This window comes from Streptomyces sp. NPDC039465, from assembly GCF_055639315.1.
Window position 1 is genome coordinate 692,284 of record NZ_JBVKAP010000001.1, and the last position, 20,706, is coordinate 712,989.

Annotated in this window: 16 protein-coding genes and 1 pseudogene; 10 read left to right on the forward strand and 7 right to left on the reverse strand. The window is 73.8% G+C overall.

Annotated features, from left to right (window positions below; all coding sequences use genetic code 11):
* Nucleotides 1–64: 64 nt before the first annotated feature.
* Entirely contained in the window at nucleotides 65–1,318 is a 1,254-nt protein-coding gene (locus ACZ7LT_RS03235) for a pyroglutamyl-peptidase I (protein WP_471233470.1), read from the forward strand.
* Here ACZ7LT_RS03235 and ACZ7LT_RS03240 read toward each other — a convergent pair.
* Nucleotides 1,309–1,527, reverse strand: a complete 219-nt coding sequence (locus ACZ7LT_RS03240; protein ID WP_471233474.1) for a hypothetical protein — start codon at nucleotides 1,525–1,527, stop codon at nucleotides 1,309–1,311. The two genes, ACZ7LT_RS03235 and ACZ7LT_RS03240, sit on opposite strands and share 10 nt — an antisense overlap.
* A gap of 84 nt (nucleotides 1,528–1,611) precedes the next feature.
* Between ACZ7LT_RS03240 and ACZ7LT_RS03245 the strand changes: the two genes are divergently transcribed.
* Nucleotides 1,612–2,328, forward strand: coding sequence for a carbon-nitrogen hydrolase family protein (locus ACZ7LT_RS03245; protein ID WP_471233478.1), 717 nt, complete (start codon nucleotides 1,612–1,614; stop codon nucleotides 2,326–2,328).
* A 31-nt stretch (nucleotides 2,329–2,359) separates the two neighbouring features.
* On the opposite strand, the gene ACZ7LT_RS03250 is transcribed toward ACZ7LT_RS03245, so the two are convergent.
* Nucleotides 2,360–3,163 carry an EI24 domain-containing protein gene (locus ACZ7LT_RS03250; protein ID WP_471233482.1) on the reverse strand — a complete coding sequence of 268 codons (804 nt, stop codon included), beginning with the start codon at nucleotides 3,161–3,163 and terminating at the stop codon, nucleotides 2,360–2,362.
* A gap of 80 nt (nucleotides 3,164–3,243) precedes the next feature.
* Nucleotides 3,244–4,094: pseudogene (locus ACZ7LT_RS03255) on the reverse strand (IS200/IS605 family accessory protein TnpB-related protein); the annotation flags it as partial.
* A 308-nt stretch (nucleotides 4,095–4,402) separates the two neighbouring features.
* On the opposite strand from ACZ7LT_RS03255, the gene ACZ7LT_RS03260 reads away from it, so the two are divergent.
* Nucleotides 4,403–6,943, forward strand: coding sequence for a M14 family zinc carboxypeptidase (locus tag ACZ7LT_RS03260; protein WP_471233487.1), 2,541 nt, complete (start codon nucleotides 4,403–4,405; stop codon nucleotides 6,941–6,943).
* 105 nt (nucleotides 6,944–7,048) lie between these two features.
* Here the strand turns inward: ACZ7LT_RS03260 and ACZ7LT_RS03265 are convergent, their stop codons facing one another.
* Nucleotides 7,049–7,471 (reverse strand): organic hydroperoxide resistance protein, encoded by a 423-nt coding sequence (locus tag ACZ7LT_RS03265; RefSeq protein ID WP_471233491.1) that lies wholly within the window; start codon nucleotides 7,469–7,471, stop codon nucleotides 7,049–7,051.
* 62 nt (nucleotides 7,472–7,533) lie between these two features.
* A complete protein-coding gene (locus ACZ7LT_RS03270; protein WP_471233494.1) occupies nucleotides 7,534–8,553 on the reverse strand; it encodes an NADP-dependent oxidoreductase in 1,020 nt (339 codons plus the stop codon).
* 90 nt (nucleotides 8,554–8,643) lie between these two features.
* On the opposite strand from ACZ7LT_RS03270, the gene ACZ7LT_RS03275 reads away from it, so the two are divergent.
* On the forward strand, nucleotides 8,644–9,084 hold the full coding sequence (locus ACZ7LT_RS03275; protein WP_471233497.1) for a MarR family winged helix-turn-helix transcriptional regulator: 441 nt from the start codon (nucleotides 8,644–8,646) through the stop codon (nucleotides 9,082–9,084).
* Nucleotides 9,085–9,087: 3 nt separating this feature from the next.
* On the opposite strand, the gene ACZ7LT_RS03280 is transcribed toward ACZ7LT_RS03275, so the two are convergent.
* The gene (locus tag ACZ7LT_RS03280; protein ID WP_471233501.1) at nucleotides 9,088–9,984 is read right to left on the reverse strand and encodes an SCO2400 family protein; all 897 of its coding nucleotides are present in this window, start codon (nucleotides 9,982–9,984) and stop codon (nucleotides 9,088–9,090) included.
* A 123-nt stretch (nucleotides 9,985–10,107) separates the two neighbouring features.
* On the opposite strand from ACZ7LT_RS03280, the gene ACZ7LT_RS03285 reads away from it, so the two are divergent.
* From ACZ7LT_RS03285 to ACZ7LT_RS03305, 5 genes are all read left to right on the forward strand, one after another.
* Nucleotides 10,108–10,677: a hypothetical protein gene (locus ACZ7LT_RS03285; protein WP_471233503.1), complete on the forward strand. Its 570-nt coding sequence runs from the start codon at nucleotides 10,108–10,110 to the stop codon at nucleotides 10,675–10,677.
* 117 nt (nucleotides 10,678–10,794) lie between these two features.
* Entirely contained in the window at nucleotides 10,795–11,844 is a 1,050-nt protein-coding gene (mreB, locus tag ACZ7LT_RS03290) for a rod shape-determining protein MreB (protein WP_471233505.1), read from the forward strand.
* 43 nt (nucleotides 11,845–11,887) lie between these two features.
* Entirely contained in the window at nucleotides 11,888–13,423 is a 1,536-nt protein-coding gene (locus tag ACZ7LT_RS03295; RefSeq protein WP_471233507.1) for a GAF domain-containing sensor histidine kinase, read from the forward strand.
* A gap of 169 nt (nucleotides 13,424–13,592) precedes the next feature.
* Complete coding sequence (locus tag ACZ7LT_RS03300; protein ID WP_471233509.1) at nucleotides 13,593–15,032, forward strand: acyl-CoA synthetase; 1,440 nt, start codon at nucleotides 13,593–13,595, stop codon at nucleotides 15,030–15,032.
* Nucleotides 15,025–16,386 carry a carboxyl transferase domain-containing protein gene (locus ACZ7LT_RS03305; RefSeq protein ID WP_471233512.1) on the forward strand — a complete coding sequence of 454 codons (1,362 nt, stop codon included), beginning with the start codon at nucleotides 15,025–15,027 and terminating at the stop codon, nucleotides 16,384–16,386. Before ACZ7LT_RS03300 ends, ACZ7LT_RS03305 begins: the two co-directional genes overlap by 8 nt.
* Before the next feature lie 181 nt (nucleotides 16,387–16,567).
* Here ACZ7LT_RS03305 and ACZ7LT_RS03310 read toward each other — a convergent pair whose 3' ends face one another.
* Nucleotides 16,568–19,777: an AfsR/SARP family transcriptional regulator gene (locus ACZ7LT_RS03310; RefSeq protein ID WP_471233514.1), complete on the reverse strand. Its 3,210-nt coding sequence runs from the start codon at nucleotides 19,775–19,777 to the stop codon at nucleotides 16,568–16,570.
* Between the two features lie 172 nt (nucleotides 19,778–19,949).
* Between ACZ7LT_RS03310 and ACZ7LT_RS03315 the strand changes: the two genes are divergently transcribed.
* Nucleotides 19,950–20,699, forward strand: coding sequence for an SDR family oxidoreductase (locus ACZ7LT_RS03315; protein WP_471233517.1), 750 nt, complete (start codon nucleotides 19,950–19,952; stop codon nucleotides 20,697–20,699).
* Nucleotides 20,700–20,706 lie beyond the last annotated feature (7 nt).

Below are 20,706 nucleotides of genomic sequence, written 5' to 3' on the forward strand. Positions count from 1 at the left end.
GGGCACCGTAGCGAGAGTTGCGTACGGCCGGTGATACTGCCGGGACCGCTACGGAAGGACTCCCGTGTCACGGATACGCACCGCCCTCGGCCTCGCCCTCGCCGCCTCCGCACTCACCCTCGGCGCGCCAGCCGCCGCTGCCTCCGCGCCCGCCCCGGCCGCCGGTACGGCCACGGTCGAGGAGGCGCGGCTGGAGCGGGCGGTGCCGCAGGAGATCCTGCGGCGCAGCGGATTCGACGCGGCGGCACGGGAGTTCGGCCGGGCCCTCGCGCGCGCCGAGACCTACCCGCAGGCCGAGCGGGCCGCCGTCCGGCACGGCGCGGGGCTGTGGCGGCGGGCCGTGGACCGGGCGCAGGGCCGCGGCCCTGCCGTCGGCGACCTCAGCCGGGACGACGACCGCCCGCTGTACTGGGCGCGGCTCGCGATGATCCGCGAACTGCGCCTGTGGCAGCCCGGATTCGGGCTGACCGACGAGGGCCGCGCCCGCCTCCTCGACCGGCTCGAAGTGACCTCACGCGGCCAGAACTCGATGGACTTCCCGGCCGGCAAGGGCGTCCGGCGGATCGTGCTGACCGGCTTCGACCCGTTCACGCTGGACCGGGACATCCGGATCAGCAACCCGTCCGGCGCGTCCGCGTTGGCCCTGGACGGCACCTGGATCCGCACCGCGGACGGCCGGCGGGCCCGGATCGAGACGGCCGTCTTCCCGGTCCGCTGGCAGGACTTCGCCGACGGCACGGTCGAGCGCGCCCTGCGGCCGGTCCTGCCGCGCGCGGACGTGTTCACGACCGTGAGCCAGGGCCGGATCGGCCGGTTCGACATCGAGCGGTTCAACGGCGCGTGGCGGGGCGGCTTCCCCGACAACGAGAACGTCGCCCGCACGGAGACCGTCCCGGTCCCCGACCCGGCCTCCCAGCCGCAGTGGACGGCGACGACCCTGCCGTACGCGCGGATCACGGCGGCGCCGACGGGCCGCTTCCCGGTGTACGACAACACCTCGGTCACCGAGATCCCGGCCGCCGGCGGCGCCCCGGTCACCCGCGCCGACGGACCGACCGCCGGATCCACGGCCCGCGCCGGAGGCGGCGGAAACTACCTCTCCAACGAGATCGCCTACCGGGCGACCCTGCTACGCGACCGGATCGGCCGCCCCGCGCTGCCCGGCGGCCATGTCCACACCCCGGTCCTTCAGTTCGCCCCGGACAACACCGACCCGGCGTCCGGCACGGTCACCGACCCGGAGTTCGTCCGCAACCGCCTGGACATCGTCGCCCAGGTCCGGGCGATCGTCGCGGTGGCGGCGGCCGGTCAGGGCTGACGCCGGCGGCCGTCCATGCCTTGCGGGGTGTTGTGCACGACGGCGGAGTGGTAGGTGTTCCGGTCGCTGTGCGCCTGGAGCCGCCGCTGCTGCTCGATGAGCAGCCCCTCCACGTTCTCCGTACGGTCACTGCCGCGCCGCAGCAGCGTAACGATCAGAACCAGCACCCCGACGACCAGCAGGCCGAAGAAGACACCGAGCGCGACCATGGACGACTCCCCCTGAGACGGGCGCGGCTGCGCCCCGGCCCGGAGCCGTGGCGCGCCGGGCCTCATGGGGACGATGATATGACCGTGATCGTCACTGGAGCTCAGTTCACGTCCGTACGCGGCGACATCGAGGCCAACGTCCGCGCCATGGCGGCGCTCGTGCGGGAGGCGGGCGGGCGGGGTGCCCGGGTCGTGGTCTTCGCCGAGCTGGCCGCGACCGGGTACGAACCGGCCCTCATCCAGCGGGATCCCTCGCTCTGGCTGACCGAGGAGGACGCCCGGCTGGAGCCGGTCCGCGAGGCGTGCCGGGCCACCGGGGCGGTCGCGGTCGTCGGCGGCCCGGTGCGGACCGCGGCCGGCCGTCCCGCCGTGACCACCCTCGTGATCGGCCCGGACGGCGGGCTCCTGGCCCGCTACGACAAGACACATCTGTACGGGCGGGAGAACGAGGTCTTCGCCGCGGGCTCGGCGCCGGGCCGGTTCACCCTGGACGGCGTCGGGTTCGCGCTGGCGACCTGCTACGACAACCGCTTCCCGGAGGTCGCCGAGCAGGCGGCCGCCGACGGCTCCCGGGTCTATCTGGCGAGTTCGGTGCTGAACACCGAGAACGACTCGTTCGAGAAGGTCTATCCGGTCCGGGCCCGGGACAATGGCCTCCACGTCGTCCTCGGCAACGCCGTCGGAGCGAGTGAGGAGGGCGAGTGCCGGGGCGGCAGCGCGGTCTGGGGCCCGGACGGCTCGGTCCTCGCCGACGCGGGCACGGCCGCGCCCGGACTCGCGCTCGCCGAGCTGCCGCTGTGAACGCGTCGCCCCTCGGCGAGCGCGGCCCGGATCAGGCCTTGTGGAAGGAGGGAGACGCGCCGTACGGCGCGGGCGTGGGCGCCGGCGGCTGCGGCTGACGCGGCGCCTCCAGGTCCCGTACCAGCAGCGTCGCCCCGGCGACCGCGCCCGGCATCAGGAACACCGCCACGAACGGCACCAGGAAGGCCAGCGCCAGCGGCACACCGAAGCCGAGGGTGAGCATGCGGCGCCCGCGCAGCATGCGCAGGCGCTCCTTCAGCTCCACGCCCCGCCGCTGGAGCGCCACCGCGGTCAGCTCCTCGGCGAGGAAGAAGCCGGAGACGCAGAAGCCGAGCACGGGGATGACGGTCTGTCCGATCACGGGGATGAAGCCGAGGGCGAAGAGCCCGATCCCGTACAGCGCCACCCGCAGCACGACCCTGAGGCTGTCGCGGGCCGAGATCCACAGCTCGCGCCAGAGCGGCAGCCCGGACTCGGGCACCTCGCCGCCCTCGGTGCGGTCGACCTCCTCGGAGAGCGACTCGTAGAAGGGCTGGCCGACGAGGAGGGTCACGGCGGTGAAGGTGATCACCGCGAGGAACAGCCCGAAGACGAAGACCAGCGCGGTCAGGAAGCCACGGAACAGGCCCTGCCAGGGCGAGGACCAGTCGTCGGCGAACGGTGTCGCCCAGGCCGCCAGGTCGTCGGCGCCGTAACCGAGCCCGACGAGCGCGCCCCCGTACAGCACGAGGGTGATCAGTCCGGGCAGCAGCCCGATCCCGAACCACCGTCCGTGCCCGGCCACCCACCGCTGGCCCTTCATCAGATAGCCGAAGCCAACCCCAAGATCACGCATGCGGCCACCCTAACCGCGGGTCGGACGGGCCTTGGCCGGGCGCCCTCTTGTTGTTCCTGGATTGAGACGGTAGACCGTTCCTAGGGACTGAGCGGGAGTGGGTCCTGTTGCCAGGACTTGTGCTCAGCCGCGTGTCCCGAACGGTGTTGGGCACGCTGGTCTCCCGCGTTCGCTCCGCGTCCGGCGGCGCGCATCGTGTGCGTGGTCCGGGGATGCGGGGGCGGGGTTCCTCACGCCTGAGGGTGCCTGATGGGGCCTGGGCGGTCCGATGCCCGCGACGATCACTCCGGTCGTCGTGGGGCGGTGCCGTCCGTCGCCGGATCGGGTGCCCTTGGGCGCGCCTTCCGATCGCCACGGCGGCTGCGTCGTGGCGAGTGGACTTACGGGTGGTGCTGGTGAGGGGTTTCTGCCAGTGCTGGGCGCCCCACTTGCTGGTGTAGGCGGGGTCCACGGCGATGATGCTGATACCGGTGGCATCCGCCCTGGAGGTGAGACGGGCGCGGAGTTTGCCGGTGGGCATGTTGGAGATCAACTGCCGGAAGCGTTTCCTGCGGCCGTGCTTCTCCCGGGTCTTCTCCGCCGCAAAGTCCAGGTCCTCCACCGCGATCGCCGCCACCCGGCAGGTCTTCGCCCAGTTCAGCAGCCGCGACAGGGCGTGGCGGACCTGCGCGTCGCGGTGCTGTGTGATGCCGGACAGGTCGTAGAAGAAGCGGCGCGGGTTGCCGACCGGGTTTCCGTGGACGTCCAGGCGCCAGGCGGCGAGGTGGTCGGCGTTGGTGTCCACACCGATCACGCCGTGCGCGAGTGCCGCCTTAAGCGGCACCGTGGGTGCGGGCGGGATTTGCCAGGAAGCGGTCAGATACCAGCGCCCGCGCCGGGTGTCGTGGTGAATGCGGTAGGCCACGGCGCGGTTGGCTTCGATCTCCCCGGCAGGGAGGCCCTTGAGCCGATCACGCACCGCCACCCCCGACGGGCCCGGAACGGCGAACGGCGCGGCAAGCCCACGCACACCCGAAACGAACCGCACCCCACCCACGACGACCACCCCCACCCAGGACCAGACCCTCTCCTGACCGGTCAACGAACCACACCCGGAAAGGTCACCCGTTCCCTCCTCGAACAACCAGCCACCCCAGCCGATTAGTTCAGCTCTCATGAACACGCCAAAGCAGTAACACGTACAAAAATGCCAGCCGTTAAGTACCCTCCGTACTGATCACTGACGGAGGTTGGGGACGCATGCCGCTACGGAGACCTGTTCTGCTCACCACGGCCGGTGCCGCCGTCGCGGGCGCGCTGCTGATGACACCGCTGCCCGCGACGGCCCACGACGGACGGCCCGGGGCGCATCCGGTACGGGAGGGTGGCGGGCGCACGGCCGAGGACACCGCGGCCCGGGCGCCCCGGGCGGCGCTGCCCCAGGCCGAGGCCCTCGCCGCCGACCGGCTGCGGAAGGACGCCGGCTACCCGCGGCGGACGGTCCTTCCGGCGCCGCCGGTGAACCCGGCCGACGCCTCGATCAAGCTGGGCCTCGCCCCGTATCACTCCCTCGCCCCCAAGCTCAACGCCCTGCAGAAGCTGGGCGACCGGGTCAGTGTGGAGGTCGCCGGGTACTCGGCGGGCGGGCGCGCGCTCTATCTGGTGACCGTGACCGCGCCGGAGAGCGCCGCGCAGAGCCGCGAGCAGGAGCGGATGCGGGAGCTCATCGAGAACGCGCCCGCGGCCGCCGCGAAGGACCGGCGGGTGAAGGCCGCGTACAAGACGCCCGTCTTCATCAACAACAACATCCACGGCAACGAGTGGGAGGGCACGGACGCGGCCCTGAAGCTCGTCGAGCAGCTGGCCAAGGCCAAGGACCGTACGACCGCGGGCATGCTGGCGCGGACCCGGATCCATCTCAACATCACCGCCAACCCGGACGGCCGGATCGCCGGCACCCGCGCCAACGGCAACGGCTTCGACCTCAACCGGGACTTCATCACCGGCTCCCAGCCCGAGGCCCGCGCGATCCGGCGGATCGCCGTCGACAAGCAGCCCGCCGTCATGCTCGACCTGCACGGCTACGTCAACGGCACCCTGATCGAGCCGACCACCCCGCCGCACGGCGAAAACTACGAGTACGACCTCTTCCTGAAGAACTCCTACGCCAACGCGCTCGGCATGGAGAAGGCCGTCAACGGCCTCGGGTACACGCCCGCGAAGGACGGGGTCCGGCCGGCGGTCATCCCCTTCCGCGACGAGAAGGAGGGCTGGGACGACTGGCCGCCGATCTTCACGCCGCAGTACATGCCCTTCCAGGGCGCGGTGGCCGCGCACACCATCGAGTTCCCGATGGCGGTGAACAACGAGGAGTACGACACCCTGCCGGTCGCCGAGCTGCGCCGCCGGGCCTCGATCAACGTCGCGATCGCGGGCGCCGCGATGCGGGCCACCCTCGACTACACGTACCGCAACCGCGCCTCGGTCCTCGCCGACCAGATCGAAACGTTTCGGCGCGGGGCCGCGGGCGAGGCGCAGCGGCCGGTGTCGGAGCGGACGGTGCCGGGGGTGCCCGGGATCGGGCCGGAGGACGTCTACACGACCACGTTCCCGAAGGCGTACGTCATCCCGGCCGGGCGGGCGCAGAAGTCGGCCCCGGCCGCGGCGCGGCTCGTGGACCATCTGCTGGTCAACGACGTGAAGGTGATCCGGGCGAGCAAGGACTTCCGGCTCGGCGGGCGTCCGTACGCCGCGGGCTCGTACGTCGTCGACATGCGCCAGCCCAAGCGGGGGCTGGCCAATGTGATCCTCGCCGAGGGGCGGGACATCAGCGCCGACGTGTCCACGATGTACGACATCTCGGGCTGGTCGCTGGGGCTGCTGTGGGGCGCGAGCGTGGACAAGGTCACGGGCGGAACGGTGAAGGTGTCGGGGCGTCAGGTCCTGACGGCCGCGCCGACCGGGTACGTGGCGCCCCGCGGTGACCTGCTGCTGCGGCTGGACGACCCGAAGGAGCTCGGCGCGCTGAACTCGCTGCTCGCGCAGGGGGTTTCGGTGCGTGCCACCGGGAACGGCGGGGCGGTGGTCCCGGCGTCGGCGCGCGGCCGGGCGCGGGTGCTCGCGGACCGGCTCGGGGTGGTGTTCACGGCCACCCGGGAGCGGGGCGTGGCGCCGCTGAAGCGGACCAGGGTCGCGGCGGCGGTGTCGGCCGGTGAGCTGACCGCGCTGCGGGAGATGGGCTTCGAGGTCGTGCCGGTCTCCACGGAGATCCTCAACGCGGGCTTCGACTGGGGCCGGGCGGATGTGCTGTACGTCTCCCAGGGCCTGGACCACGGCGAGTTGACGCCCGCCGCACGAGCCGCGCTCGCCGCGAGCAAGGTGGGCGTGGTCGGGGTCGGCGTCCAGGGCGCCGCGTTCAACAAGGCGGCCGGGCTGCTGAAGGTGACGGCGGTCGAGGGCAACGGCGCCGCGAACGGCGTCGTACGGGTCCGGAACACGGGTGGCCCGGTCACCGGCGGCGCCCCCGCGCACTCCTTCGTCTACTCGCCGCTCTGGTTCACGGCCCTGGGAGCGGGGGTCCGCGCCGACCAGACGTACGCCACGGGCACCCCGCTCGTGTCGGGCCACTGGCGCCCGGCCGAGGATGGCACGGGCGGCCCCCGGAATGCGGCGGGCCAGGCGTCGGTGGTCAGCGGCCACGCGAAGGGCGCCCCGGTGACCCTCTTCGGCACGGAACCGCTGTTCCGCGACCACCCGAAGGGCCTGTTCGCCCAGGTCGGCCGAGCCCTGCTGGCCCGGTGACCTGCTGAAAGGAACGAGGCCCGCACCCCGGTCGGTCGGGGTGCGGGCCTCGTTCCTTTGAGGGCTCGGTTCGCCAGGCGGCCGTGGCCACCCCGGAGGGAGCGGTCAGACCGCGAGCTCGACCGTGATGTTGCCGCGGGTCGCCTTGGAGTACGGGCAGACCTGGTGGGCCTTCTCGATCAGGCTCTTGGCCGTCTCGACGTCCACGTTCGGGATCGTCGCCGAGATCTTGACGATGAGGCCGAAGCCGTCGTCGTTCTTGCCGATGCCGACCTCGGCGGTGACCGTCGAGCCGGAGATGTCGGCGTTCTCGTTGCGGGCGACGACACCGAGCGCACCCTGGAAGCAGGCGCTGTAGCCGGCGGCGAAGAGCTGCTCGGGGTTGGTGCCCGCGCCGGAGCCGCCCATCGCCTTCGGCGGGTTGACGACGACGTCGAGCTGACCGTCGTCCGTGGCGACCCGGCCGTCGCGGCCGTTCTCCGCGGTGGCGACAGCGGTGTACAGGACGTCGGTGTGCTGGATGGACATCTGCTCTTCCTTCTCTGGTTCGCCGCGACTCGCGCCCACGATCGCGACGGCTGGGGACGAGACTAACTGGTCGCCGAAACGATCATCTTTCCGGTGTTGTCCCCGCGGAGCAGACCGAGGAAGGCGTCCACGCCGTTCTCGATGCCCTCGACGGAGGTCTCGCGGTACTTCAGCTCGCCGGAGCGCAGCCAGCCGCCGACCTCCTTGACGAACTGCGGCTGGAGGCCGTAGTGGTCGCCCACGAGCACACCCTGGAGCCGCAGCCGCTTGCCGATGATCATGGCCATGTTGCGCGGGCCGGGGGTCGGCTCGGTGTCGTTGTAGCCGGCGATCATGCCGCAGATGGTGGCGCGGCCGTGCACGTTGAGCGAGGAGATCGCGGCTTCGAGGTGGTCGCCGCCGACGTTGTCGAAGTAGACGTCGATGCCGTCGGGGGCGGCCTCGCGCAGCTGGTCGCGGACCGGGCCGTTCTTGTAGTTGAAGGCGGCGTCGAAGCCGAGCTCGTCGACGAGGTACGCGACCTTCTCGTCGGAGCCGGCCGAGCCGATCACCCGGGAGGCGCCGCGGAGCTTCGCCATCTGGCCGACCTGGCTGCCGACGGCGCCGGCCGCGCCGGAGACGAAGACGGCGTCGCCCTCCTTGAAGGAGGCGGTCTCGAAGAGGCCGGCGTAGGCGGTCAGGCCGGTCATGCCGAGGACGCCGAGGTAGGCGGAGAGCGGGGCGAGCTCGGGGTCGACCTTGGTGGCGTGCTGGGCCGGGACGTCGGCGTACTCGCGCCAGCCGAGGCCGTGCAGGACGTGGTCGCCGACCGCGAAGCCCTCGGCGTTCGAGGCGACGATCACGCCGACGGCGCCGCCGTCCATGGGGTGGTCGAGCTTGAAGGGCGGGATGTAGGACTTCACGTCGTTCATCCGGCCGCGCATGTACGGGTCGACCGAGAAGTGCAGGTTACGGACGAGGACACGGCCCTCGGCCGGGGCGCTGACAGGGGCCTCGCGCAGGGCGAAGTCCTCCGGCGTGGGCCAGCCGTGGGGGCGGGCGATCAGGTGCCATTCGCGGCTGGACGCGGGAAGTACGGACATTGTGCGGGCCTCCTAAAAAAGCTTCACTACCTGAAACAACCATGCTCCTGGATATTTCATGTTGTCAAGTATCTGGGTACGATGATGCCCATGGCCGCCCCACACACAGACCCCCTGACCCTCGAAGTCGTGGAACTCATCGGCTCGGTCGTGGCCCGCTACTACGAGGAGTACGAGCAGGCCGCCGCCGAGCACGCGCTGACCGGCGCCCAGGCGCGGGTCCTCGGACTGCTCGCCCTGGAGCCGGTCCCCATGCGCAAGATCGCCCAGAAGCTGAAGTGCGAACCGTCGAACGTCACCGGCATCGTCGACCGCCTCGAATCCCGGGGCATGGTCGAGCGCCGCCCGGACCCGGCCGACCGCCGGGTCAAGCTGGCGGCTGCCACCGACGAAGGGCGGCGTACCGCGCGCGAGCTGCGCGAGTCGCTGGGCTTCGCCCGCGAACCGCTCGCCCAGCTCTCCGAGGAGGAGCGGACCGTCCTGCGCGATCTGCTGCGCCGGATGCTCGGCGTGGACACGCCCGCGCCGTAGCGGCTACACGCACCACCAAAGGAACCGGGTGCACGTCTCCGTGGGGGTGGGCTCCGGGTCCTGCGGGGGCGGCGGGTCCTGGTCGGGCGGCGGCTGCTGGCCCGGAGGCGTGGCGGTGGGCCGCCCGCCGGGCGAGTCACTGGGGCGCGGGGCGGAGGCGGACGGCGCCTCGGACGGACCGGCCGTGGGGCCGGACGTACCGCCCGCGCCGGGCGCGCCACCAGGACCCGTGCCCGTACCGTCGCCGGAGCCGCTGCCCGTACCCGTGCCTGTGCCGGTCCCCGAGCCGTCGCCGTCACCCTCGCCGGGTCCCGTGGACTTGCCCGGGCCGCGGTACGTCGACGAGGGCCGTGGGGCGGGCGAGGTCGCCGAGGCGGGGCGGTCCACCGGGCTCGGCCCCTGCGGCGGCTCGGTCACCCCCTCCGGCTCGGCCGGCAGCTCCGTCTCCACCACGTCTTCCTGGCGCACCGAGGTCGCCGGGCCGTCCTCGCCCGGCTGCTCCATGGCCAGCTCGGTCAGGCTCAGCGCACCGGCCGCCATCAGCAGGCCGACCGTGCCGATCAGTACTTTGCGGCCGCGGCGGCGCCGGGCCCGGCGGGGACGCGCGGGCCCGCGGCGCGACGCGGCGCGCCGGGCGGCGCGACCGCCGTCGCCCGGCCGCCCGGTGGGACGCTCGACCGGATCCAGCTCGAAGACCGGGCCGTAGGGCTCCTCGGGCTCCTCCTGGGGCCCGGGGCCGTGGCCGGTCTCCGCCGCCGGACCGGGCTCGGGCATACGCACGGGCTCGGGCGCCCGGGGGGCGCTGGGGGCGTGGTACCGCAGCTCCTCCACGGGGGTGCCGCACCCGGCACAGGCCAGGGCGCCGTTGAGATGCCGCCGGCACTGAAGGCAGTAATCCATGGCGCCCGCAGATTATGTGCCGCCGGGACACCTGAGATAGGCGTGACTGTGTGGATCCTGTGTGGACTCCGCTGTGTCACGGCGCGCCCACTCGCCGGCACGGCACCCGGGCAGGATGGCCGTATGAATCCCGCCAAGGGGGCCGCCGCGCCCTTCGGACCGCTCGACTTCCAGCTCGTCCTGCTGCGCCGGATGGCCGACCACCAACCCGGGCTCGTCGAGGACGCCCGCCGTCAACTGGGCGCCTCCCTGACCGAGATGCGCGAGGCCAACCGCCGCTGGCAGGCCATGTCCCGCGCGCCGCGCGGCCGCGGCGCGCTCGCCCGCTACCGCGCCGTGCTCGGCGAACCCGAGTCCCGCGCCCGCCGCCGGATCGGCGACCTGGAGTGCGACGCGCTGCTGTGGCCCGTACCGCTCTGGCCGGACCTGCGGTTCGAGGTACTGGCCGGGCCCGGCGGCGCCGTATGGAACGAATGGCTGGTCAGAGCCCCCGGCGCGGCCGGACCCGCACTGCGTGCGGCAGCCGACCTGAAGCCCTGGTCGTGCACCGTCGACGAGGTCGCGCGGGCGTTCGCGCCCGCCCGGCCGATGGAGGGCAGCGCCCCGACCCGCTGGCGCCTCGCCTTCACCACCCCCGACGGGGTGGACCGGGTCGCGGAATTCACCTGGGGCCTGCTGCAACGATTGCTCTGAACGGCCGTCAGGATCCCCGCCCCCACCCGCGATCACCCCCGACCGGCGCAGCCCAGCGCGCGCGCCGCGCCTCGCGAACGGACGATGCGAACATCTACCGTTCCCGGGAGGACCGCCGTGTCAGTCAGTCTGGAGCAGCTGCGCCGTTGCCATGTCGCCGTCGACCTCGGGGCCGCGCGCACCCGCGTCTTCGTCAAGGGGGCCGGGCTCGTCGTGGACGAGCCGAGCGTCGCCGCCGTGAACACCCGCACCGGTGCGCTCATCGCCGTCGGCACCCTCGCCGAGAAGATGACCGGCCGGACCCCCGGCTACATCCGGGTCGTACGGCCCGTCTCCGGCGGGACGGTCGTCGACATCGAGATGGCCCAGCGGATGCTGCGCCACCTCCTCGGCGAGAAGCTCCGCCGCCAGCTGCGCCGCAAACCGCGGCTGCGGGCCGCGGCCTGCACCCCGCACGAAGCCGACCCACTCGCCCAGCGCGCCACCATCGAGACGCTGGTCGGGCTCGGAGCGCGGCGCGTCGAACTGGTCGACACCCTGATCGCGGCGGCCGTCGGCTGCGGACTCCCGGTCGAGCAGCCGACCGCCACCATGATCATGGTGTGCGGCGCGGCCACCACCCAGGTCGCCGTGCTCTCGCTCGGCTCGATCGTCACCGCCGAACGGATCCCCGTGGGCGGCGACGCCATCGACCACGCCGTCATCCAGCACCTGCGCCACCAGCACGAACTGATGCTGCCCAGCCAGTCCGTGCGGCCGCTGCAACTGGCTCTCAGCGGCAACGGCCTGACCGTCCAGGGCCCGGAGTCGACCGAGATCCACGGCCGGGACGTGGCCACGGGCCTGGCCCGTTCGGTCCTGGTGAACACCGCCGCCGTACGGGACGCCATCCACACCCCGCTCACCGCGGTGCTCGACGGCATCGGCAAGGTCCTGCGCGACTGCCCGCCCGACCTGGTGGCCGACCTCGCCGACAGCGGCATCATGATGGTCGGCGGCAGCGCCCTGCTGCCGGGCCTCGACCACATGCTGCGCGAGGCGACCGGGATGCCGGTCGCCATCGCGGAACGGCCCGACATTTGTGCCGTGCTCGGGCTCGGCGCGATGCTGGAGGGCCGGATCCAGCCGCTGGTCCTGGACCCGGTGGCCGTCTCCGTGCCCGAATGATCCCCCGCGCCCCTGTACGGACGAGATGGGTGACGATGGGGGCATGTCCCTGGAACCGGGGAGCGCCGCCCCCCGCCTTCCGCAGCTCCTGGAGGCGGTCCTCGGCGTCGGCAGCGAGCTGGAGCTGCGGGCCGCCCTCCAGCACCTGGTGGACTCCGCGACAGAACTGACCGGGGCGCGGTACGGCGCGCTCGGGGTGGTCGATCCCGAGCGCGGCCGGATCACCGAGCTGTTCACCACCGGGCTGACCGAGGCCGAGCGGCGCCGCATCGGACGGCTCCCCGACGGGCGCCGAGGGGTGATCGGCGCGCTCGTCCAGGACCCGCGGCCGCTGCGGCTCGACGATCTGACCACCGATCCGCGCTCCTGCGGGATGCCGGAGGGGCACCCCGCGATGCGGTCCTTCCTCGGTGTCCCCATCCGGGTCCACACGGAGGTGTTCGGCAACCTCTACCTCACGGAGAAACGATCCGGCTCCTTCACGGACGACGACCTCGCCCTGCTGCGGGTGCTCGCCTCGCAGGCCGGGATCGCCATCGGCAACTCCCGCCTCTACGAGACCGCCCGGCAGCGCGAACGCTGGATCGAGGGCGCGGCCGCGGTGACGACGGCGCTGCTCACGGGCGAGTCCGCGGCCGACGCGCTGGTGACCGTGGCCGAGCGGGCCCGGCTGCTCGCGGACGCCTCGGCCGGGGTGGTCCTCCAGCCGACCGCCACGGGCGGCATGGAGATCGTCGCCGCGTCCACCCATGACGACCCGGGCGACCTGATCGGCACGACCATCGCGCCCGGCTCCCCCATCCTGGTCCAACTGCTCGGCGGAGAGCCGGTGTTCGTCGAGGACTCGGCGACCGACCCCCGGATGACGACGGCGGTACGGTCCCGGTTCGGGCCCTCGATGATGCTGCCGCTGCAGAGCGGCGGGAAGCTCATCGGCACCCTCGCCCTGCCCCGGCGCCGTGGCGGACCGCCGTACACGGCCGTGGAGCGGCTGCTGGCCTCGCAGTTCGCCTCCCAGGCCGCACTGGCCCTCGTCCTCGCCGACGCCCAGCACGACCGTGAGTGGCTCGCAGTCTTCGAGGACCGCGACCGGATCGCCCGCGACCTGCACGATCTCGTCGTGCAGCGGCTGTTCGCCACCGAGATGATGCTGGAGTCGACGCGCCGCCGGGCGGGCGCCGCCTCCGAGGAGTCCGCCCTGCTCGGCCGGGCCGTCGACGAACTCGACTCCACCATCCAGGAGGTCCGCACCACGATCTTCGCCCTCCAGCAGCCGCCGGCCGACGTCCCGGCCTCCTTCCGGGGCCGGGTACTGCGCGAGACCGGCGGCGCGGCGGCCCTCCTCGGCTTCCAGCCGTCCGTCCACTTCAGCGGGGCGGTGGACACCCTCGTCCCGGCCCCGGTGGCGGACCGGCTCCTGGCGGCCCTGCGGGGCGCACTGGCGGCGGCACACCGCCGGGCCGGGGTGTCGAGGGTCGACGTGGAGATCGCGGCGGCGGACGAGGTCTCGCTGCGCGTCACGGACGACGGTGAGGGCGGTACGACGGGCTCGTGGTCGTGGGCGCTGCCGGGGGCGTGACCGCGGGGTCACCGGTGCCCGCCACGGGCGGCGGGACGAGGTCGGCATCGCTTCCCCTTCGGCGGAGTTACGCACGAGTAGGCCCGCAGTGGGGAGAATGCTGAGGCTTGTGAGTCCGGAAGAACAGCCCCGTGCGGCAGGCTCTGCCGCGATGTGAGGAGGACGAAGGGTGAGCTCCCTCTTCCCGGCCCTGACCGCCCGGTCGGACCGACCCGCCGTGCGCTTCGGCGACCGTGCGCTGACGTACGACGGTCTCGCCTCGGCGGCCGGTGCGCTGGCCGCCCGGATCGACGGGGCGGGGCGGGTCGCCGTCTGGGCCACGCCGACCCTGGAGACCGCGGTCGCGGTGGTCGCCGCGCTGCTGGCCGGGGTGCCGGCCGTACCGCTCAATCCACGGACCGGGGAACGGGAGCTCGCGCACATCCTCGACGACAGCGCCCCCGCGCTGGTCCTCGCGGCGCCGGGCGACGTGCTCCCGGACGGTCTCGCCGGGCCGAAGCGGCTGGACGTGGACGTGACGGCGGTCGACCGCGCGCCGCTGCCGCCGGAGCCGGGCCCGGAGGAGCCGGCCCTGATCGTGTACACCTCGGGCACGACCGGCCCGCCCAAGGGCACGGTCCTGCCCCGCCGGGCCGTCGCCGCCTCGCTGGACGCTCTGGAGGAAGCCTGGGCGTGGACCGCGGACGACGTGCTGGTGCACGCGCTGCCGCTGTTCCATGTGCACGGCCTGATCCTCGGCGTCCTCGGGCCGCTGCGGCGCGGCGGAGCGGTGCGTCATCTGGGCCGGTTCACCACGGAGGGCGTGGCGCGGGAGCTCGGCGCGGGCGGCACGATGCTGTTCGGGGTGCCGACGATGTACCACCGCATCGCCGAGGCCCTCGCCGACGACGCCGGCCTGGCGGCGGCCCTGGCCGGGGCGCGGCTGCTGGTGTCGGGTTCGGCGGCGCTGCCGGTCCACGACCATGAGCGGATCGGCGCGGCGACCGGGCGGCGGGTGATCGAGCGGTACGGCATGACCGAGACGCTGATGAACACCTCCATCCGGGTGGACGGGGAGCCCCGCCCCGGTTCGGTGGGGCTGCCGTTGGCCGGGGTGGAGCTGCGGCTCGTGGAGGAGGACGGTTCGGTGATCGAGGCGTACGACGGGGAGACGGTCGGCGAGATCCAGGTGCGGGGGCCGAATCTGTTCTCCGGCTATCTGAACCGGCCGGAGGCGACGGCGGCGGCGTTCGACGGGGACTGGTTCCGTACGGGCGACATGGCGATCCGCGACCCGGACGGGTACGTACGGATCGTGGGCCGCAAGGCCACGGATCTGATCAAGAGCGGCGGGTACAAGATCGGCGCGGGCGAGATCGAGAACGCGCTCCTTGACCACCCCGGGGTACGGGAGGCCGCCGTGACCGGTGAGCCGGATCCGGATCTCGGTGAGCGGATCGTGGCCTGGGTGGTCGCGGCGGATCCGGCGGAGCCGCCGGCGGGGCAGGAGTTGGTGGACCATGTGTCGGGTCAGTTGGCGCCGCACAAGCGGCCGCGGGTGGTGCGGTTCCTCGAGTCGCTGCCCCGCAACGACATGGGCAAGGTCATGAAGAAGGCCCTCCATGGCTGAGCGGCTGAGCGCGCGGGAGGCGATCGCCCTCCTGACGGACGACTTCACGGACGACTTCACGGACGATGTGACGGGCGAGGTCACGGGCGGCCCGGCGGACGGGCCTCTTGGCTGGGAGGGGTACGACGCCTCGCACGCGCGGGCCGCCGCCCGCACCGGCGAGTCGGAGTCGGTCGTCCACGGCACGGCGGTGGTCGAGGGACAGCGGTGTGTGGTGGTGGCCTTCGAATTCGGCTTCCTGGGCGGGTCGTTGGGGCACCGCACGGGTGACCGGCTGGTCGCCGCGTACCGCAGGGCGAGGGAGTGCCGTCTTCCGCTGGTCTCGCTGGTCGCGACGGGCGGCAGCCGGATGCAGGAGGGCATGATCGCCCTGACCCAGCTCCAGCGCGTCGCCGCCGAGACGGTGGCGTTGCGGGAGGCCGCGGTCCCCCATGTGACGGTCCTGCGCGACCCCGCCACGGGCGGCGGCTGGGCCACGGTCGGCGCGGGCGCCGATGTCGTGCTGGCCCTGCCGTCGGCGCAGATCGGGTTCGCCGGTTCGCGGGTGCGCCCGCCGGACGCCGATCCGTCGGCGTACACGGCCGAGGGCCAGTGGGCGGCGGGCCATGTGGACGCGCTCGTCCCCGCGCCGGAGCTGCGGGCGGCAGTGGGCCGGTGGCTGCGGCTGCTGACGGGCGGCGGCCCCCGCCTCGCGGCGGCTCCCCTCCCCCCGCCGCCCGCGCTCGCCGAGGTGTCGGCCCCGGCCACCGGTTGGGAGGCCGTCGCGCTGGCCCGGGCGCCGGAGCGGCGTCGCGCGGGGGCGTATCTCGACGCGTACGTCGAGGGGCGGGCGGAGATCCGGGGGGACCGCTGTGGTGGGGTGGATCCCGGGATGCGGTGTGGGTTCGGGTGGTACGGGGGGCGGGTGGTGGCGTACGCCGCGCAGGGCGGGACGCCGACCCGGCCGGCGGGCTACCGCACCGCGGCGCGGCTGGTGCGGCTCGCGGACCGGCTCGGGATACCCGTCCTGACCCTCGTGGACACCCCGGGCGCGGCGAACGACGCCGAGGCGGAGCGGGCCGGGGCGGGACCGGCCATCGCGGAGACGTTCGCCGCGATCGCGGCGGCGAGGGTCCCGGTCACCTCGCTGCTGATCGGCGAGGGCGGGTCGGGCGGGGCGTTGGCGCTGGCCGCGGCGGGCAACACGTGGGCCACGCCGGACAGTTACTTCTCCGTGATCGCTCCCGAGCTGGCCGCGGCGATCCTCAAACGCCCGCCGGAACAGGCACCGGCCACCGCCGACCAGCTGCGGCTCCGCCCGCAGGATCTGGTGGAGCTGGGTGTGGTGCGCGGGATCGTGTCCCGGAGGGAGTAGGGGCCGGGCGATCCGCCGTGGCCGCCACTCGTCGTCGCCGCGGACGAGGCGCGGCCGCGGTGGCGGTACGCCGCCTGCGGTTGTGCCCGGGTCGCGTCCTGCTGCCCGGGGCTGCCGCCGCGCACAGGAGGTCCGGCCGCGCGAAGGCTGCCGGCTCCGCGTCCGCCGCGCAGACGCACACCTACCCCCGGGCGGACACGCGTTGCCCCTCCTCGGCCCCGTCGGGCCCGGCGACGGCCGCGGTGAGCGCCTGCGCCGCCCGGAGCGTGCCGCCCCGGGTGAACGCCGCCGCGTAGGCCGTCTCGCCCAGGGCGTCGCGGGCCCGGGCCTGGGCACGGTCCACGTCGGCGCGTTCGGCCGGGGGCAGCGGGGCGCCTGTCGCGGTGCGCAGGGCGTTCGCCGTGCCCAGCAGGAGGGCGGTGCGGGCGGGGGAGGTGGCGGCGTGGGCGCAGGCGAGGCCTTCCAGGGCGAGGGCGACGGCTCGGGGGTCGCCGGTGGCGGTGGCGGTTTCGTAGCCCTGCGTGTGGAGGGTGAGCGCGCCGGGCAGGTCGCCGCGGAGCTCGGCGACGAAGCCGAGTTCGGCCAGGATCAGTGCGTTGGCGCCGTCGAGGCCTACGCGGCGGTGCCAGTCGAGGACGGCCCGCAGATGTGTTTCGGCCTCCGCGAGGGCTCCTTCGCGCCGTGCGCCGAGGCCGAGTCCGAGTACGGCGTTGATCTCGCCCGCGCGGAAGCCGAGTTCGGCGGCGCGTTCGCGGGAGCGTTGGTGGTACGTGCGGCCTGCGGCGAGGTCTCCGGTGAGCAGGGCGGTGCGGCCGAGGCCGGAGAGGAGGTCGGCGGCCTGGGTGGAGAGGCCGAAGGCCTGGGCGGTCTCCAGGGCGGCCCGTTGGAGCCGTGCGGCGCGGGGGTAGTCGCCGTGGATCTCGGCGACGGAGGCCAGGGGGTAGACGGACCACAGTCCGCTGCACGCGTCGCCCAGTTCGGCGAAGAGTTCGGCGCTGCGGGCCGCGTCGGCCTCGGCGCCCGTCAGATCGCCGGTGAGGAGGCGCTGGATGCCGCGGTCGGCGAGGGCCGCCGCCTCGCCCCAGCGGTCGCCCTGGGCGCGGAAGCCGTCGAGGGCGAGTGCGGTCAGCTCCTCACCTTCGGTGAGGTCGCCGGTGCCGCAGAGGGCGTGGGCGAGGAACCAGCGGGCCCAGGTCCTGCCTTCCTCGTCGTCGTGGGGGTAGGCGGCGAGCGCGTCCTGGATCCGTCGGGTGCGGTCGGTGCCGTCGCCGGTCATGACGGTGAGGCCGATGTGCCAGGCGCCGACGCGGGGCCGTAGGGCGCTGGGGCCGGGCAGGGCGAGCGCGGCGGCGGCGGAGCGTCGGGCTTCGCCGAGGCGGCCGCGCAGGATCCAGTACCAGGCGAGCGCGTCCACGAGCCGTAGTGCCTGTTCGTGGTCGCCGCGTTCCAGGGCGCCGTCGAGGGCGAGGCGCAGGTTGGCGCTTTCGGTGTCGAGCCGGGTGAGCCAGGTGCGCTGGCCGGCGCCGCGCAGTTCGGGTTCGGCGCGTTCGGCGAGGGCGAGGTGGTGGGCGAGGTGCCGGGCCCGTACGGCGTCGGTCTCGCCCGCGTCCCGCAGCCGTTCGGCGCAGTACGCGGCGACGGATTCGAGGAGCCGGTAGCGGGGCCCGGCGGGCCCGTCCACGGCGACGACCAGGGAGCGGTCGACGAGCCGTACGAGCAGACCGAGGACGTCCTCGGGGGCGACGTCGGCTCCGGCGCAGACCTCTTCGGCCGCTTCCAGGGTGCAGCCTTCGGCGTGGACGGCGAGGCGGCGGAGCGCGGCCCGCTCGGGGTCGCCGAGCAGCTCCCAGCTCCAGTCGATCACGGCACGGAGGGTCTGCTGGCGGGCAGGTGCGCCGCGCTGTCCGGCGCTGAGCAGCCGGAAGCGGTCGTCGAGCCGTTCCAGGAGCTGGTGTGCGCCGAGGGCGCGTACGCGGGTCGCGGCCAGTTCGAGGGCGAGGGGGATGCCGTCGAGGCGGCGGCAGATTCCTTCCACGGCCGGTCGGTTGTCGCCGTCGAGTGTGAAGCCGGGGGCGGCGGCCGTGGCGCGGCGGGTGAAGAGGGCGACGGCGCCTTCGCCGGAGAGTGGGGGTACGGCCCACAGGGTCTCTCCGGCGAGGGCGAGGGGTTCTTGGCTGGTGGTGAGGACGACGAGGCCGGGCGCGGTCCGCAGGAGCAGTTCGGTGAGGGCGGCGGCTTCGTCGACGACGTGCTCGCAGTTGTCGAGGACGAGGAGGGTGCGCCGGTCGCGCAGGACGTCGGCGAGGTGGCGGGCGGCGTCGGGCGGTCCTTCGGGGTGTACGCCCCAGACGCCGTCGTCGCGCAGGTGGAGTGCGGCGGCCACGACCTCGGCCAGTTCGCCGCCGGTTCCGGCCAGTTCGACGAGCCAGACGCCGTCGGGGAAGGCAGCGTGCAGCCGTCCGGCGGCTTCGACGGCGAGGCGGGTTTTGCCGACACCGCCGGGGCCGGTGAGGGTGACGAGGCGCCGGGTGCCGAGGAGGGTGAGGAGTTCGGCGACGGCGTCGTCGCGGCCGACGATCTCGCTGAGTGGGGTGGTGAGGTTGGTGCGCGGGGGTGTCGGGGGCTCGTCGGGCGCCGGGTGGGCCGGGGGCAGTTCCTGGCGCAGGAGGGCGCTGTGGAGGGCGGCGAGTTCGGGGCTGGGGTCGAGGCCGAGTTCGTCGGCGAGGCGGGCGCGCAGGTCTTCGTATCCGGCGAGTGCCTCGTGCTGGCGGCCGGAGCGGTAGAGGGCGCGCAGCTGGATGGAGCGGAGCCGTTCGCGCAGGGGGTGGAGGGCGACGAGCTCGGCCAGTTCGCCGGCGAGCTGGGCGTGTTCGCCGGCGTCGAGACGGGCTTCGGCCTGTTCTTCGCGGACGGCGAGCCGGTCTTCTTCGAGCCGGGTCGCGGCGGCCCGGGCGAAGGGCTGCTCGGCGACGTCGGCGAAGGCGGGGCCACGCCACAGCTCCAGTGCCTGGGTGAACAGCTCGGCGCGGACGCGGGGTTGGGGTGCGCGGCGGGCCTGTTCGGCGAGTGCGGCGAAGCGGTGGGCGTCCAGGGCGCCGTCGGGTACGTCGAGGAGGTAGCCGGGGGCGCGGGAGAGGACGAGGTCACGTCCGCCGGGTTCGGCGTCGGCGAGGACGCGGCGCAGCTGGGACACCTTGGCCTGGAGGGCGCGCTGGGGGTTGCCCGGGGGTTCGTCGCCCCAGAGGTCGTCGATGAGGTGGTGGGTGGCGACGGGCCGGCCGGCCCGGGCGAGCAGGGACGCCAGCAGGATACGGACCTTCAGTTCCGGGACCCGGACGTCGCGCCCGTCGTCGGTCCGTACGGACGTCTCCCCCAGCACCCCGAATCGCATGGGCTCACGGTATCCCGTCGCCTTCCGCCGCCTCGTACGCGCCGTCACCCAGCCCCGAACAGGCCCCGGGCAGGCCCCGAACAGCACCCGAACCAGACACGAGCCGGACCCGAACACCCGCGGCGGATGGTCTTCCCGACACCCCGACGCACCACCACCAAGGGAGAACGTAATGGGACAGCTCAACGGCAAGACGGCCCTGGTCACCGGCGCCAGCCGCGGTATCGGCCGGGCGATCGCCCTGCGACTGGCCGCCGACGGCGCCCGGGTCGCCGTCCACTACGCCGGAAACGAGGCGGCGGCGAAGGAGACGGTCGCCCTGATCGAGGCGGCCGGCGGCAGCGCCTTCGCGCTGCGGACCGAACTGGGCGTCCCCGGCGACGCCGAGGCGCTGTGGAAGGCCTTCGACGCCCACGCGGACGGGGTCGACATCCTGGTCAACAACGCGGGCATCGCGGGCCCGGGCCTGATCCACGAGGTGACGGAGGCCGAGTACGACCGGGTCTTCGCGGTCAACGCCAAGGCGCCGTTCTTCATCATCCAGCACGGTCTGGACCGGCTGCGGGACGGCGGACGGATCATCAACATCTCGTCCGGGGTCACGAAGGTCGCCTTCCCCGGCATGACGTCGTACGCCGCCTCCAAGGGCGCGGTGGAGGTGCTGACGCTGACCCTGGCGCAGACGCTGGGCGCCCGGGGCATCACGGTCAACGCGGTCTCGCCCGGCACGATCGAGACCGACATCCACCCGTGGATGGCCGATCCGGCCGCCAAGGCGCACGCCGCGGCGTTCTCGGTCTTCAACCGGGTCGGGCAGCCGGACGACGTCGCCGACGTGGTCGGCTTCCTCGCCTCGGACGACGCGCGCTGGGTGACCGGCCAGAACGTCGACGTCAGCGGCGGCTCCGGCCTGGGTCTGTGAGAGGGAC

Coding starts and splice junctions, on each gene's coding strand:
- ACZ7LT_RS03250 (WP_471233482.1), bottom strand. CDS start 3,163: ATGCGTGATCTTGGGGTTGGCTTCGGCTATCTGATGAAGGGCCAGCGG.
- ACZ7LT_RS03305 (WP_471233512.1), top strand. CDS start 15,025: ATGGCTGAGCGGCTGAGCGCGCGGGAGGCGATCGCCCTCCTGACGGAC.
- ACZ7LT_RS03240 (WP_471233474.1), bottom strand. CDS start 1,527: ATGGTCGCGCTCGGTGTCTTCTTCGGCCTGCTGGTCGTCGGGGTGCTG.
- ACZ7LT_RS03285 (WP_471233503.1), top strand. CDS start 10,108: ATGAATCCCGCCAAGGGGGCCGCCGCGCCCTTCGGACCGCTCGACTTC.
- ACZ7LT_RS03275 (WP_471233497.1), top strand. CDS start 8,644: ATGGCCGCCCCACACACAGACCCCCTGACCCTCGAAGTCGTGGAACTC.
- ACZ7LT_RS03295 (WP_471233507.1), top strand. CDS start 11,888: ATGTCCCTGGAACCGGGGAGCGCCGCCCCCCGCCTTCCGCAGCTCCTG.
- ACZ7LT_RS03265 (WP_471233491.1), bottom strand. CDS start 7,471: ATGTCCATCCAGCACACCGACGTCCTGTACACCGCTGTCGCCACCGCG.
- ACZ7LT_RS03270 (WP_471233494.1), bottom strand. CDS start 8,553: ATGTCCGTACTTCCCGCGTCCAGCCGCGAATGGCACCTGATCGCCCGC.
- ACZ7LT_RS03310 (WP_471233514.1), bottom strand. CDS start 19,777: ATGCGATTCGGGGTGCTGGGGGAGACGTCCGTACGGACCGACGACGGG.
- ACZ7LT_RS03260 (WP_471233487.1), top strand. CDS start 4,403: ATGCCGCTACGGAGACCTGTTCTGCTCACCACGGCCGGTGCCGCCGTC.
- ACZ7LT_RS03280 (WP_471233501.1), bottom strand. CDS start 9,984: ATGGATTACTGCCTTCAGTGCCGGCGGCATCTCAACGGCGCCCTGGCC.
- ACZ7LT_RS03315 (WP_471233517.1), top strand. CDS start 19,950: ATGGGACAGCTCAACGGCAAGACGGCCCTGGTCACCGGCGCCAGCCGC.